14 protein-coding genes, 1 pseudogene and 1 other annotated feature are annotated in these 14,783 nt (G+C 40.2%); of the genes and pseudogenes, 14 read left to right on the top strand and 1 reads right to left on the bottom strand.

The features are described 5' to 3' along the window. Positions 1-11 precede the first annotated feature (11 nt). The 11 genes and pseudogenes from rplA (at position 12) to ACFW0C_RS03370 (ending at position 10,901) form a co-directional block, all read left to right on the top strand. A complete protein-coding gene (gene rplA / locus ACFW0C_RS03420) occupies positions 12-701 on the top strand; it encodes a 50S ribosomal protein L1 (RefSeq protein WP_111856515.1) in 690 nt (229 codons plus the stop codon). Positions 702-755: 54 nt separating this feature from the next. Then, positions 756-893, top strand: a sequence feature (ribosomal protein L10 leader region). A gap of 32 nt (positions 894-925) precedes the next feature. Then, positions 926-1,429, top strand: a complete 504-nt coding sequence (gene rplJ, locus ACFW0C_RS03415) for a 50S ribosomal protein L10 (RefSeq protein ID WP_003142597.1) — start codon at positions 926-928, stop codon at positions 1,427-1,429. A gap of 56 nt (positions 1,430-1,485) precedes the next feature. Next, positions 1,486-1,854, top strand: coding sequence for a 50S ribosomal protein L7/L12 (gene rplL / locus ACFW0C_RS03410; protein ID WP_016897304.1), 369 nt, complete (start codon positions 1,486-1,488; stop codon positions 1,852-1,854). Between the two features lie 308 nt (positions 1,855-2,162). Then, positions 2,163-3,098 carry a metal ABC transporter solute-binding protein, Zn/Mn family gene (locus tag ACFW0C_RS03405; RefSeq protein WP_378105380.1) on the top strand — a complete coding sequence of 312 codons (936 nt, stop codon included), beginning with the start codon at positions 2,163-2,165 and terminating at the stop codon, positions 3,096-3,098. Positions 3,099-3,151: 53 nt separating this feature from the next. After that, entirely contained in the window at positions 3,152-3,889 is a 738-nt protein-coding gene (locus ACFW0C_RS03400) for a metal ABC transporter ATP-binding protein (RefSeq protein WP_378105378.1), read from the top strand. Beyond that, a complete protein-coding gene (locus ACFW0C_RS03395) occupies positions 3,873-4,787 on the top strand; it encodes a metal ABC transporter permease (RefSeq protein WP_378105376.1) in 915 nt (304 codons plus the stop codon). Before ACFW0C_RS03400 ends, ACFW0C_RS03395 begins: the two co-directional genes overlap by 17 nt. Next, entirely contained in the window at positions 4,787-5,635 is an 849-nt protein-coding gene (locus ACFW0C_RS03390; RefSeq protein WP_378105374.1) for a metal ABC transporter permease, read from the top strand. Before ACFW0C_RS03395 ends, ACFW0C_RS03390 begins: the two co-directional genes overlap by 1 nt. Positions 5,636-5,850: 215 nt before the next feature. Beyond that, positions 5,851-6,468: a methyltransferase gene (locus tag ACFW0C_RS03385; RefSeq protein ID WP_338191857.1), complete on the top strand. Its 618-nt coding sequence runs from the start codon at positions 5,851-5,853 to the stop codon at positions 6,466-6,468. A gap of 291 nt (positions 6,469-6,759) precedes the next feature. Then, positions 6,760-8,016, top strand: a complete 1,257-nt coding sequence (locus ACFW0C_RS03380) for a glycine betaine/L-proline ABC transporter ATP-binding protein (RefSeq protein WP_378105371.1) — start codon at positions 6,760-6,762, stop codon at positions 8,014-8,016. Continuing rightward, positions 8,009-9,785 (top strand): annotated as a pseudogene (locus ACFW0C_RS03375) (ABC transporter permease/substrate binding protein). Before ACFW0C_RS03380 ends, ACFW0C_RS03375 begins: the two are co-directional and overlap by 8 nt. A gap of 246 nt (positions 9,786-10,031) precedes the next feature. Next, positions 10,032-10,901: a glycine betaine ABC transporter substrate-binding protein gene (locus tag ACFW0C_RS03370; RefSeq protein ID WP_338191853.1), complete on the top strand. Its 870-nt coding sequence runs from the start codon at positions 10,032-10,034 to the stop codon at positions 10,899-10,901. Between the two features lie 67 nt (positions 10,902-10,968). Here ACFW0C_RS03370 and ACFW0C_RS03365 read toward each other — a convergent pair whose 3' ends face one another. Then, entirely contained in the window at positions 10,969-12,063 is a 1,095-nt protein-coding gene (locus ACFW0C_RS03365) for a PfkB family carbohydrate kinase (RefSeq protein WP_338191852.1), read from the bottom strand. A 183-nt stretch (positions 12,064-12,246) separates the two neighbouring features. On the opposite strand from ACFW0C_RS03365, the gene ACFW0C_RS03360 reads away from it, so the two are divergent. The 3 genes from ACFW0C_RS03360 to ACFW0C_RS03350 form a co-directional block, all read left to right on the top strand. Further along, positions 12,247-13,197: a PfkB family carbohydrate kinase gene (locus ACFW0C_RS03360; RefSeq protein ID WP_338191851.1), complete on the top strand. Its 951-nt coding sequence runs from the start codon at positions 12,247-12,249 to the stop codon at positions 13,195-13,197. Between the two features lie 19 nt (positions 13,198-13,216). Next, complete coding sequence (locus ACFW0C_RS03355) at positions 13,217-13,909, top strand: phosphoribosylanthranilate isomerase (RefSeq protein ID WP_338191850.1); 693 nt, start codon at positions 13,217-13,219, stop codon at positions 13,907-13,909. 16 nt (positions 13,910-13,925) lie between these two features. Then, a partial coding sequence (locus ACFW0C_RS03350; protein WP_378105370.1) for an iron-containing alcohol dehydrogenase occupies positions 13,926-14,783 on the top strand: 858 nt, incomplete at its 3' end.

Below are 14,783 nucleotides of genomic sequence, written 5' to 3'. Positions count from 1 at the left end.
GAATATATATAATGGCTAAACAAACTAAAAACCAAAAAGCTGTTTTCGAAAAAATCGAAAAAAATAAAAAATATGCTTTATCTGAAGCGATTGAATTGTTAAAAGAAGTAGACTACGCTAAATTTGATGGATCAGTTGAAGTTGCATACCGTTTAGGTATCGACACTAAGAAAAATGACCAACAAATCCGTGGTGCTATGGTATTACCTAACGGTACTGGTAAAGACCAAACTGTATTGGTTTTTGCTAAAGGTGAAAAAGCGCAAGAAGCTAAAGACGCTGGTGCTGACTACGTTGGTGATGACGAGTTCATCCAAAAAATCCAAGGTGGCTGGTTCGACTTCGACGTGATCGTTGCGACGCCAGACATGATGGGTCAAATTGGTCGTTTAGGTCGTGTATTAGGTCCTAAAGGCTTAATGCCAAACCCTAAAACTGGTACTGTAACACAAGATGTTACTAAAGCAGTTCAAGACATTAAAGCTGGTCAAGTTGCTTACCGTGCTGATAGCGCTGGTAACTTACACTTACCTGTTGGTAAAGTATCATTTACTACAGATGCATTAGCTGAAAACGTAAAAGCTGTTCAAGAAATGGTATTACGTGTGAAACCTGCATCATCTAAAGGTACATACATCAAGAACTTATCAATTACATCTACTATGGGTCCTGGTATCCAAGTTGATGTTTCATCAATCTAAGATTAATTAAAAATAATACTTGACCCACTTATACTATTCTGTTAGTATGAGTGAGGTTATTTATATAGCTTACCGAAGACAGTTGGCGGCTTTGCCTTAATTTTGCCAACCGAGGGAGATACGTTGTTCACTACTAGATGGTGAACTTTATCCTCTATGTCTTCAGTGACATAGAGTTTTTTATTTAAAAAAACTCTAATAAAATCAGTGGAGGTGAAATATAAGTGAGTGAACAAGCAATTGCTAAAAAACAACAAGAAGTAAATGAAGTCGTTGAGAAAATGAACGCTGCAAATTCTTTAGTTGTGGTTGACTACTTAGGATTATCAGTAGCAGAAGTGACTGAATTACGTAAACAATTACGTGAAGCAGGTGTTGAGTTTAAAGTTATCAAAAACACAATCATGCGTCGTGCTTTAGATTCTCAAGAGTTAGAATACCATGAAGAAGTTTTCCAAGGCCCTACAGCTGTAGCGTTTGGTATGGAAGACGCAGTTGCCCCAGCTAAGATTCTTTCTGATTTTGCTAAAAAAGCAGAAGCGTTAGAACTTAAAGGTGGTATCTTAGAAGGTAAAGTACTTTCTAAAGAAGAAATTCAACAAATTGCGAAATTGCCAAACCGCGAAGGTCTACTTTCAATGCTATTATCAGTATTGCAAGCTCCTGTCCGCAACGTGGCATACGCTGTCAAAGCTGTTGCAGATGCAAAAGGCGAAGACGCAGCGTAATTTATTACCAATTTAATCATACAAAACAAACTATTTAAAAACGGAGGAATTTTATAATGGCTTTAAACATTGAACAAATCATTGCTGATTTAAAAGAATCAACAATTTTAGAATTAGCTGACTTAGTATCAGCAATCGAAGAAGAATTCGGCGTATCTGCTGCTGCTCCTGTAGCTGCTGCTGGTGCTGGTGCTGGTGAAGCTGCTGAAGAAAAAACTGAATTTGACGTAGAATTAACTTCTGCTGGTTCAGCTAAAATTAAAGTAATCAAAGCTGTACGTGAAGCTACTGGTTTAGGCTTGAAAGAAGCTAAAGCATTAGTAGACGGCGCTCCAGCGATCGTTAAAGAAGCATTACCTGCTGAAGAAGCAGAAGCTTTAAAAGCTGCTATCGAAGAGGCTGGCGGTACTGCAGAAGTAAAATAATCTTTAATGGATTATCTTATGATGTATATGAGGGAAGTTCGGAATTATCCGAGCTTCTCTTTTTTTTACCATTATTATTAGACCACATCCGCATTTGGGGTGTGGTCTTTTTTTGACTGCTTGAATCAGTGTGCCTGGTTTTCTAGATCAACTAGCTTGGCAAGGGAGCATCATTTTCCCAAAAATCTCGGCGAATTAGACTAGACGTTTATATATTTTTAGGTTAAACTAAAAATATAATTAACAAAAGCTAAGGGCGAACCTCATGGTTACCCCTTAAATAAAGAAAGTAGGAGTGAAGAATTCAAATGAAGAAGATTTGGCAATTATTGAGTTTAACGATTGTGGCCCTATTCTTAGGTGCATGTGCGAGCGGTGGGGAGTCAGCTAGTGACGGAGGCGATGTTGCGGATGAAAAACCGGTTGTCACAGTATCCACCTCTTTTCTACGTGATATGGTAGAACAATTGGCGGGAGACCAAGTGACGGTTGAAACGATTATTCCAGCGGGCGAGGACCCTCATGGCTACTTAGCACGTCCTAAAGACTTGGAGAAAATCCAAGGGGCAGACTTGGTTTTATACCACGGTTTACACTTAGAGGCGCAAATGGTTAAAGCCTTGGAAGCAACAGGTGTGGCGGTGACGAAAGATTTCACTGACGAAGATGTAACGATGGTCGACCAAGACGAGGAAAGTGAAGTAGACCCACATTTCTGGTTTGATATCACCCTTTACCAAAAAGCGGTGGATGCAGTAGCTGCTGAATTAGTGACTTTAACTGGTGACGAGTCGATCAATGTCGCGGCAACGGCTTATAAGGAAGAGTTGACTGAACTGGATACTTGGGCGCAAGCAGAAATCAACTCAATTCCAGAAGGTCAACGTTACTTGATTACACCACATGATGCCTTCAACTACTTCTCACAACGTTACGGAATAGAAGTAGTGGCACCACAAGGGATTTCAACACAATCTGAAGCATCTAACGCAGATATTTCAGCTATTGCAAGCTTTATTGTAGAAAACGAAGTGCCAGCAATCTTTGCGGAATCAACAACTGACCCAGCGCGTATGCAGCGTATCCAAGAAGCAGTGAGTGCTGCTGGTGGCGAAGTGACAGTTGTTTCTGGTGAAGGGCAAGAATTGTTCTCAGATTCACTTGCGAGTGAAGGACAAGAGGGTGATACCTATATTGATATGTTTAAACACAATGTGAACCTAATTGTGTCAAATCTTAAATAGGTAAGATTAAATAAGATAAATTTGGATAATGTAATGAAAGGATGACAGACAAGATGACAGCAATAATTAAAGTGGACGACTTGGCCATGTCTTATGACGACCAACTCGTATTAGAGGATATAAACATTGCTATAAAGGAAAATTCGAAGACGGCCATTATCGGGCCAAATGGTGCCGGTAAGTCAACTTTATTGAATTGTATGCTTGATTTTTTGAAGCCCTTGAAAGGGGATGTGACCTTCTATGGCAAGGCATACAAGGACTATTACAAGAAAATTGCTTATGTGCCCCAATCTTCTTCGGTGAATTGGGACTTCCCAACTACGGTTTTAGATGTTGTTTTAATGGGACGGTATGTACATCAAGGCTTTTTCAAAAAGGCCAGCCAAACGGACAAGGACCGGGCACTTGCTGCCTTAGCAAGTGTCAATATGACTGACTACGCTGACCGGCAAATCGCTCAGCTTTCTGGCGGGCAACGGCAACGGGTTTTCTTAGCCCGCGCTATCTGCCAGGATGCAGACATTTACTTCTTGGATGAACCAATGAAGGGGATCGATGTTAAGACGGAGAAACTTTTCGCAGAGATTATTAACCAATTTCAACGCGACGGGAAGACCATTATTATCGTTCACCACGACTTGGCTACAGTCCGTGAGTACTTTGACCATGTCATCTTATTGAATAAGAAAGTCATTGGCCAAGGTCCAGTTGCGGAAACTTTCAATGAAGCCAATATTGCGGTGGCATATGATCAAAGGATTGGTGAGATCTATGGCCATATTAACTGATTTCTCCTTTCAAATCGTCTTGCTTGGAACAGTCGTTTTAGCTATGACATCAGGTATCGTCGGGACAGTTACTGTCCTTAGAGGGCAAAGTTTGATAGGGGACGCGATTGGTCACGCCACCTTTGCGGGTATCGTTATCACCTTTATGCTCTTTCAATCAAAAAACACCTTGATTTTAACCCTGGGTGCTTTGGTTGCGGGTATGGTGGCCTTCTACTTTATCGAGTTGATCCATAAGCATTCCTTAGTCAGCCTTAATTCGGCATTGGCTTTAGTCTTGTCTTCTTTCTTTGGATTGGGGATGGCCTTGAAGTCATATATCCAAGGCAATCCGCAGTTTGGTGATGCATCGCAAGCAGGTCTCCAACACTATATTTTCGGGCAGGCAGCCTTTTTGCTGAAATCAGATGTCTGGTTAATCATCATCGCTTCAGTGATCGCCTTAACGATATTCATCGCTTGCTACCAGCAAATCAAAATTTTCGTCTTCGACCCAAATTATGCGAAAGCAGTCGGCATTCAGGCCAACGTATTGAACTGGGTGGTTCTCCTGATGGCTATCGTCATGATTGTTGTCGGGCTAAAGGCAGTGGGTGCTATCCTCATCTCCAACATGTTGATTACGCCAGCCATTACCGGCCTGCAATGGTCAAAACGGTTCCCAATCGTCTTGCTGGTAGCTGCTGTATCGGGCGGTATTGCCGCTGGTATTGGGACCTACTTGTCATCAACAATCTCAAACTTACCGACCGGACCAACCATTATCGTGGTCATGTCGATCGTCTCATTATTGTCCATTATTTTTGGGCCAAGAGGTTATGTGGTCGCTTATTTACGGAAAAAACGTTATTTAGCCACCCATCAAGATGACGCGTCAGAGACAGAGGAGGTGGCATAATGGGGGCTTTATCCGTTGTAATGATTACGGCCGTTTCCTGCGCCTTGCTCGGTGTATTTTTAGTTCTGAAAAACATGGCCATGGTGGCTGACGCCTTGTCGCATACGGTTTTACTAGGTATTGTCCTTGGTTACTTTATTGCCGGTGACCTAGATTCACCGATCCTATTTGTTGGGGCAGCCCTATTTGGTGTGATGACTGTCTATGCCATTGAATACGTAGTCAACAAATTTGCCATTCAAAGCGATGCGGCCACTGGCTTGATTTTTACCTTGCTTTTTGCCATCGCCATCATCCTGATTTCTAGGTATGCGCGAAATGTTCACTTAGATGTGGATGTAGTCTTGAGTGGGGAAGTGGTCTTTGCGACCTTAAATACTATGGAAATCTTTGGTATCCAGGTACCGATTGCCTTCGCCCGGATGTTTGCCATGTTGGTGATTAATCTGGCCTTTGTTGCAGTGACCTACCAACAACTCAAAGTTAGTATTTTTGACCCCGTTTACGCGAAATCAATCGGTGTAGCAGTTGGCTTATTGAATCTGGTCTTGATGACACTGGTTTCCATCACCACCGTTGTCGCCTTCGATACCGTTGGTGCCATCCTAGTCATCTCCCTAATGGTAGCGCCGGCTTTGAGTGCCCATTTGCTATCAAAACGGCTAAGCATCATGTTGCTGGTGGCCTTATCGTACGGGGCAATCAACAGTATCATTGGTTACTATGTAGCCATCCACTTCAACGTGTCCATTTCAGGAACCATCGCCTTCGTAGGTTTTGTGACCTTCTTATTGACACTCTTGTTTGCACCAAATGGCTTAATTGGCAAGCGGTTCAGCCGGACATAAAGAGACTGAGCTTGCGGGTTGAAGCATACATAGAAAATTGCACGAGCGCCTTGCTTGGACATGACTGTCTGAGTCGGGCGTTTTTTCTTTTGGACAAAAGCATTAGGCAAATTTTACCTACTTGCGTCTAGTCCCCACAAACTATAAAATGAGAGATGATAATGTGCATTTACAAAAATAATGAAAATAATAACGATATAGAACGGAGGGTGTTCATGAAAGAGAGTCATCAGTACTTCGAAAATAATGAAGATCTTGGACACGACTTTAAACAATACGAGACAGTGATTTTCGACCGGCCCTTTACCTTTAAGACCGACTCAGGTGTCTTTTCTAGGGATAATTTAGATTTTGGGACTAGGGTCATGCTTGAAGCCTTGGACCTTGACCAACTTGCACCAGGCGACCTGCTTGATTTAGGCGCTGGTTACGGGCCAGTGGGGGTCATTATGGGTACTATGCTGCCTGACAGAGCCATTTACGGGGTAGATATCTCTGAGCGGGCGATTGGTCTGGCTAAGGACAACGCGGCTGCTAACCATGTTGACAACGTCACTTTCACCGTTTCAAATGCCTATGAAGCTATTGATAAAAGTGATTTTGGTGTCATTCTGACGAATCCACCAGTTCGTGCGGGTAAGGAAATGGTGCATCATTTTATGAGCGAAGCCATCCACTATCTAAAACCGGGTGGCGAAATCTATGTAGTTTTACAAAAGAAACAAGGGGCACCTTCAGCGATGAAGAAATTAGAAGAGGTCTTTGGTAACGTTGAAGAAATCGAACGCCGTAAAGGCTATTGGATTTTAAAAAGTATAAAAGAAAGCGAATAAACCATCATGGCGGGCATTGCATCCTTTGGGTGTAGTGCTTTTTTATTTATTCCGGGAAGTTTATAAATAGAACAATGTTTGTACTTTTAGGAGCTTGTGAAATTAAGCCCTTTCATATTTAGTTTAAAGGGGGTGTAGAAAGTTAACATAAAAAATGACCTATTTGTGAAAACTTGTCAAATCAACCTTTTCAAGGGTTCTTTTTTGAAAATTTCCGGTGAACGTGTTACGGTAGTATGGTGAGTTTACGTTGCGTTTTGTAACAAAGTGTCAAAATAAAGGAGGATTATGATGACTACAGCAGTAAAAATTGAGAATTTAACCAAAATTTATGGATCTCGCGCTCAAACTGAGAAAGCGAAAAAACTATTAAATGAAGGAAAGTCTAAAGAAGAAATCGTTCAACAAACAGGTGCGACAGTCGGGGTCGACAATGCCAGTTTAGATATCAAACAAGGTGAAACTTTCGTTATCATGGGATTATCTGGTTCAGGTAAATCAACTATGTTACGTATGATCAACCGATTAATTGAACCAACAGCGGGTAACATCACAATTTTAGGTGATGACGTGACAGGTGCTAATAGAGATGAATTACGTGAAATCAGACGTAAAAAAGTGAGTATGGTGTTCCAAAGCTTCGCCTTATTCCCACACAAAACAATTCTTGAAAATACAGAATTCGGTTTGGAGATTCAAGGTGTCAGCAAAGAAGAACGTCAAAAAGCTGCTGAAAAAGCACTAGAAAACTCTGGTTTGTTAACTTTTAAAGACCAGTATCCAAACCAATTATCTGGTGGTATGCAACAACGTGTTGGTTTAGCACGTGCCCTAGCTAACGACCCGGAAATCCTATTAATGGATGAAGCCTTCTCGGCGCTTGACCCATTGATTCGTCGTGACATGCAAGATGAGTTAGTTGATTTACAAGAACGTGTAAACAAAACGATCGTCTTCATTACCCATGACTTGGACGAAGCTTTGAGAATTGGTGACCGTATCGCCTTAATGAAAGATGGAGAAGTTGTTCAAGTAGGTACCGGTGAAGAAATCTTAACGAATCCAGCTAACGATTACGTTGAACGCTTTGTTGAAAGTGTTGACCGTTCTAAAGTCCTTACTGCAGAACATGCTATGGAACGTCCTAACTTCTTATTGAATGTTGAGAAGCACGGTGCCAGAATGGCTCTACACCGTATGGAAGAAGAAAACTACAACTTCCTAATGGTGACAAACAGCAAACGGGAGTTATTAGGTTACGTTCGTAACACTGATGTTGCCAAACTGATTAAAGGCAACCAAAACAAAGAATATCTATCTGTTGAATCTCTTATCCGTACTGACCATCCAGTCGTACACCCAGAAACACCGATTAATGATATTTATGACGTAATGGGTAACGCGATAATGCCGATTTCAGTTGTAGATGACGGAAATCACTTATTGGGTATGATAAGTTCTAAGATGGTTATCAACAGCTTAGCAAATGACAACAGCGAAGAAGCTGATGCAACAAATACTGAAGAGGGGGAAGAATTGAATGTTTAATTTAGCGATGTTTCCAATTGAGCAACTACCAGTTGCTGATTGGATTGAAGCAGCAACAAACTGGTTAACCGTTACATTCTCAGGTTTATTTGGCGCCATCCAAGCTGGGGGCTCAGCCTTTATGAACGGGATTACCAACTTATTACTATTAATTCCACCATTTGCCTTTATCTTAATCGTGGCAGTGATTGCTTATTTTGCAAGTAAGAAGCAATTATCATTATCTGCCTTCGCCTTAGTTGGTTTGGGATACATTTTAAACCAAGGTTTATGGTCAGAATTAATGAACACAGTGACATTGGTACTGGTTTCTAGTGTGATCTCAATTATTATCGGTGTACCTTTAGGGATTTGGTCAGCTAAATCTAAAACTGTCCACAATATCTTAAAACCAATCTTAGACTTCATGCAGACAATGCCAGCTTTTGTTTACCTAATTCCAGCCGTTGCCTTCTTCGGTATCGGTATTGTACCTGGTACATTCGCGTCAGTAATTTTCGCCTTACCACCAACAGTACGATTCACTGAATTAGGGATCAAACAAATCTCTACTGAGTTAGTTGAAGCAGCAGATGCCTTCGGTTCAACTGGTAGACAAAAATTATTCAAAGTGGAATTACCTTTAGCTAAATCGACTATCATGGCTGGTGTAAACCAAACAGTGATGCTTGCTTTATCTATGGTTGTTACAGCGTCAATGATTGGTGCGCCTGGTCTAGGTCGTCAAGTATTAACCGCTCTACAACGTGCGTCAGTAGGTTCAGGATTTGTGTCTGGTCTAGCGATTGTTATCTTAGCAATCTTGATTGACCGCTTAACAAACCGTTTCACAGCTGATAAAAATAGCTAAGTAGAGGAAAGGAGAATCCATTTTGAAGAAAAAACTTAAAGGCTTGTGGATTGCTGTCATTGCAATCTTGGGATTAGTCCTTACTTTCGGTTCTGCCGATTCATACAAATCAAACATTTTTAATTTAGTCTCTGGTGAAGACAAGGGAACCATTACCTTATCTTATGTAACGTGGGATACGGAAATTGCCTCTACAAATGTGATCGCTGAAGTATTGCGTCAAGCAGGCTATACTGTAGAAATTACACCATTAGACAACGCGATTATGTGGTCATCTGTTGCTACAAACGAAGCGGATGCTATGGTAGGTGCTTGGTTACCTAATACACATGCACCGCAATACGAAAAATATGGTGATCAAATGGAAGACTTGGGCCCTAACTTAGAGGGTGCGATTACAGGTTTAACCGTACCAACTTACATGGAAGATGTGAACTCAATCGAGGACTTAAGTGACCAAGCGAACCAAACGATTACAGGTATTGAACCTGGTGCGGGTGTTGTAGCGGCTGCAGAAGAGGCAGTAGGTACATACAGCAACCTAAGTGATTGGACAGTTCAAACATCATCTTCAGGTGCCATGACGACTGAATTAGGTACAGCTATTGCTAATGAAAAAGAAATCGTCATTACTGGTTGGTCACCACACTGGATGTTCCAAGAGTATGACTTGAAATATTTAGAAGATACTGAAGGTGTCTTCGGAGACGGTGAAACAATCAACACAATGGTTCGCCTAGGATTGCAAGACGATATGCCAGAAGCTTACCAAATTTTAGATAAATTCTTCTGGGAAGTTGAGGATATGGAATCTGTAATGGCAGAAATCAATGACGGTGCTGATCCTCAAACTGCAGCACAAGACTGGATTGAAGCAAATCAAGATACAGTTGATCAATGGGTGGCTGTTGAAGAATAAGTAAATAAAAGCATAATAGGACTAAAATCGGGTTTGAGCCTTCCAAAAGGACTGCGTTTCAGATTAAGTTGCAGTTGACTTTGTCAGCTAGTGCCTTAATCTTTCAGCGTTCTCTTTCTGGACCTCAATCCTTACAAAGTCTCAACGAGCTTAAACAGGAGTGAGGCACACTAGTAGCCCCTCCTGTTTTTTTAGATAAAGTAGCGAACATTTGTAACTAGGGAAGTATATTTCGGGAGTGTAAAAATGTTTAAGAAAATAGGTTTAGTAGTCGCGGTAATTGTTGGGTTATTATTCACTTTTGGAAGTGAAGATTCATATCAAACGAATGTAGGGTCCAATAAAGGTGGGCAAACGGTGAATCTAGCCACAGTTAATTGGGAGTCAGAAATTGCTTCGACAACCGTTTTGGCACAAGTGCTAGAAGAAGCGGGCTTTAATGTCCAGATGACCACAGTCGATCCTGCCATCATGTTTAGTTCTGTTGCTGAAGGGCAAGCGGATGCTATGGTTGGTGGTTGGTTACCAGTCACACATCAAGCTTATGAAGCGGAATACGGCGGTTCCATGGTTGACTTAGGCCCTAACTTAGAAGGGGCGATTTCAGCACTAACTGTTCCAACCCATATGGAAGATGTGAACTCGATTGAAGATTTAACGGACGAAGATGGATCAACGATTACTGCCATTGAACCGGGTGCTGGTGTCACAAACAGTGCGCAGAATTCAGTAAAAGAATATGACAACTTATCTGGTTGGGAAGTTTCGGTAAGTTCTACTGGTGCAATGATTGCTGAACTTGAGCAAGCGATTGAAAATGAGGAAGAAATTGTTGTCACAGGTTGGCAACCACACTGGATGTTCATGGATTATGATCTAAAAATGCTTGAAGATCCAAAAAATGTCTTTGGTGGTCATGAAGAAATTCGTTCATATGCTAGAGAAGGATTTCAAGAAGATAATCCAGAAGCTTACAAAATCATCGATAACTTCTACTGGGAAGTAGCCGACATGTCTGCTGTAATGGAAGAATTGGCTACAGGTGTTGAACCAGAAGAAGCAGCAGATAACTGGATTGAAGCCAATCGTGAAACAGTAGACGGCTGGTTAGAATAAACTTTCTTTTATTATAATATAGAAAATAGGCAGGTAGATTAATGGGATCTACCTGCCTATTTTTTTTTCAAAAAAGGGTTCTTTTCAATTTATATAGTTCGATAGGACTCAGTTTGTCGTTTACATTATTGGGAGAAGATAGGTTTAAGATAGAGCTTGTATATGCGAGTAGTAAAGCATCTTTTAGTGCCCATTTTTTCATTTTAGCCCAAACATAGGTGCTGGTGAAAGCTGCGTGTGAGCCGTTGACGGTTTCTATATGAGTTATTTTAATAGGTTTTTGTCGGATGAATTGGCCTTGTGAGTGTACATAGCACAGTATGCCTTTGAGATAATCATATAAAATAATTGTTTCGATGCCCTTAGCGCCTAGAAATTTCATTCCTTCTTTTATAGTTAAGGGCTGATTAGTGGAATCATTTAGTAAAACAACAAATTCTTCCTCCGTTGTAACTAGTGTATCGATCTTCATTTGCGAACTAAGAATTGTTGAGTTCTTTAGGTTAGTAGTTGTTTTAACAACTAAAGGGATGGATAAGTGGTTATATAACCATTTAAAGCAATCTTTTGAAAGGTTGGTGTCAACCAAGCAATGGTCAGAATGATTAATGATTTCATATCTAGCGTCGAGAAAATCACTGGTGATATATTGATATATTTCCATATCATCTACACCTAACAATCGTCTGCCTTCATAATCTTCTATGTACATGTAAGAACTAGTACTTATATCCTCTATTTTTTGGGAATAAGACATATCAATGTCGTGTTCTTTTGAATCCACAATAATTTGATTACCATCTGCATCATTTCCATAAACGGTGATGAAATAGTTATCTGCATGTAGTTTGGTTAAATTAGCTGCCATATTATGGCCAGCTCCACCTATAGCTTTATGAATTTTGCCAGGATTAGAATTTTTATCGGTTATTTTCTGATGTGATCGTCCTATGTAATCTACATTTACCCCTCCTACGATAGAAATATAGCCAGGTTTGGAAATGAAATATCCTCTACCTTCTATATGACCCTCGCTAATTAATTTACGAATGATGGAAGCTACGCCAGAACGAGATAGACTAATTTCTTCGGCAATTTCTTCCTGGCTGATAAAAGGATTGATAGCAATTAATGATAATACTTCTTCTTCATTGCGTGTCATGTTAACCTCCTTAGATTTAACTGAGACTGAATTTCAACAAAAGTTTGTTAAAAATAACTTTTTAAATAGTTTGTAAGCGTTTTCTCTTATATTATAAACAAATGTTGCTATAAAATGAAACCGTTAACAAAAATAGGATTTATCATTGTATATTGAATTCACAAGAGAACAGGAGGCGTAAAAATGGAGCTTGAAAAATACGTAGTAGTAATCGGTGGGTTAAATATGGATATCGCAGGAATCTCTGGACCAGTTTATCATGAACGTGATTCAAATATTGGTAAAGTGTTTCTTAGTCCGGGAGGCGTAGGACGAAATATTGCACATAATTTAGTGAACCTTGAAGTACCGACCTATTTAATTACAGCATATGGTGATGATGACTTTGGATTATTACTTGAAAAAAGTTGTAATGAATTAAATATTAAATTAGATTATGCAGAAAAATTAGATCACGCAAATAGTTCAACGTATCTCTACGTTACAGATGATGAAGGAGATATGGTAACGGGTGTGAATGATATGGGAATCGTTGATTGTATCACACCGGCATTCTTACAAGATAAATTAGATGTGATTAATAAAGCGGAAGTCGTTGTGTTTGATGCTAACTTATCTAAAGAAACACTAGAGTGGCTAGGGGACAATGTTACTGCACCAATCTTTGTTGATCCAGTTTCAGTTTCCAAAGCAGACAGAGTTCAAAATATTCTGGATAAGATCGATACGATTAAACCAAATGAACATGAAATTGAATTATATACAGGCGTTAAAGTGGTTGATTTAGAGAAAGCTAAAGAGGCTGCGTGCAAATTAATTGATTTAGGTCCTGAGCATGTCTATTTATCATTGGGCTCTAAAGGTATGGTCGTAGCAGATAAAATGCAAAAACCAACTTTCGTACCAGTGATTCCGACAGAGGTTGTTAGTGCTAATGGTGCGGGAGATTGCTCTATGGCTACATTAGTATGGGCCCGGTTCCATTATGGCAATATTCTATCTGTAGAAGAGGTTTCTCAATTAGCCCAAGCAGCATCTAGCATCACGCTACAAACTGAAAGTTCAGTTTCAGATGAATTATCCATTCGTTCAGTTGTCCGTCACGCACAATCATACGAAACTATTTCGTATTAATACAAAAGGAGATTATACAATGTTAAAACAATTATATTCAATTATTACTTATGAAGAAGCAGTTCAAACAATCGATGCAGGTGCAGACCATATTGGTTTAGTACCTATGCAAGATGGTGGGGTACCTGCTCACCGTGTAGAACACGATCTAGTAGATAAGATTTTTGATAAGTGTAGAGAACGAGGGGTAAAAACAGTTGCGATTATGTTGAACCATGATGGGCAAGAAATTATCGATGTTTGTCAACGAGTGAAACCTGATATTGTACATTTTGCAGGTATGGATTTTACATGTGACGAAAATTTTGCAACGAAAGTCCGTGAAGCATGTCCTGGTATCGAAATTATGCAAGCCGTTTTAGTGGATGGGCCTGGCGCCTTAGAGAGAGCGATTGAATATAGTAAATTTGCTGACTGGATCCTTACAGATACTGGATTAGCGCCGGATACTGGAATTGGTGCATCAGGTGAAACGCATGACTGGGATATTGATAAGGCAATTGTTGAAGCTGTTGATATTCCAGTAATTATGGCAGGTGGTTTAGGACCAGATAATGTTGAGGAAGCCATTCGTCACGTTAGGCCTGCTGGCGTAGACTCATTATCTAAAACATCAATCAAATATGATGGCGGACATATGGAAAAAGATATTGAGAAAGTTCGTTTATTCTGTGAAAGAGCAGATAAAGCAGCAACTGAATTGGGACTATAAAAAGGAGCGGGTTTATATGAATTATAAAATGATTCAAAGCGTAAATATTCTAACTACAGACAACTTTGTAGAAGATGCAGTTGGTGTGCTTCAGGAAGGGGGCTATTCAAAACCGTTAATTGTTACCGATGAATTTATGGCGCGAACTGATTTAATGAAAGCGTTTCTGAACAAAATCACCGATGCGGGATTGCAATACTATATTTTTGATTCAGTAAAACCGGACCCTGTTATATCAACAGTTGATAATGGATACGAAGTTTACGCTGAAGAAAGTTGCGATGCAGTCTTTGCTATTGGTGGCGGTAGTGTATTAGATGTTGCTCGTGGGATTAACATCTTAGCACATAATGGCGGAAAGATTATTTCTTATATAGAAGGAAAAGCAGTAAAACATTCCCCAGGGCTGATCTCGGTAGCTACCACATCTGGAACAGGTAGTGAGATGTCTAATGCGGTGGTCTTAACGGATCCAGAAACTGATTCAAAACATACAATTTTAGCTGATGGTGCCAAGAGTGAAGTGGCGATATTAGCGCCAGAGTGGGTACTTACACTACCATTGGAACAAACGATAGCAACAGGATTAGATGCCTTTTCACATGCGGCTGAAGCTTATACATCCAAACTAGCAACACCAGTTAATGATGCGATTTGTGAAAAAGTAATGTTTATCATTGTCAACTACTTACCTAAAGTTATTGAAAATCCAACTGATAAGTTAGCAAGATCGAAGATGCAAGTTGCAGCAGCTTTAGGTGGATGGGCTATCAATAATGGGGGGACCCACATTGGGCATTCAATTGCACATATTACCGGCGCAGAATTCCATGTACCTCATGGTATGATGTGTGCTTATGCATTGCCTGCGGCT

Source organism: Aerococcus sp. NPDC058936, from assembly GCF_042741995.1.
Classification (GTDB): domain Bacteria; phylum Bacillota; class Bacilli; order Lactobacillales; family Aerococcaceae; genus Aerococcus.
The sequence above is the reverse complement of the archived record's forward strand: the minus strand, read 5'-3'. Positions and strand labels throughout refer to the sequence as shown.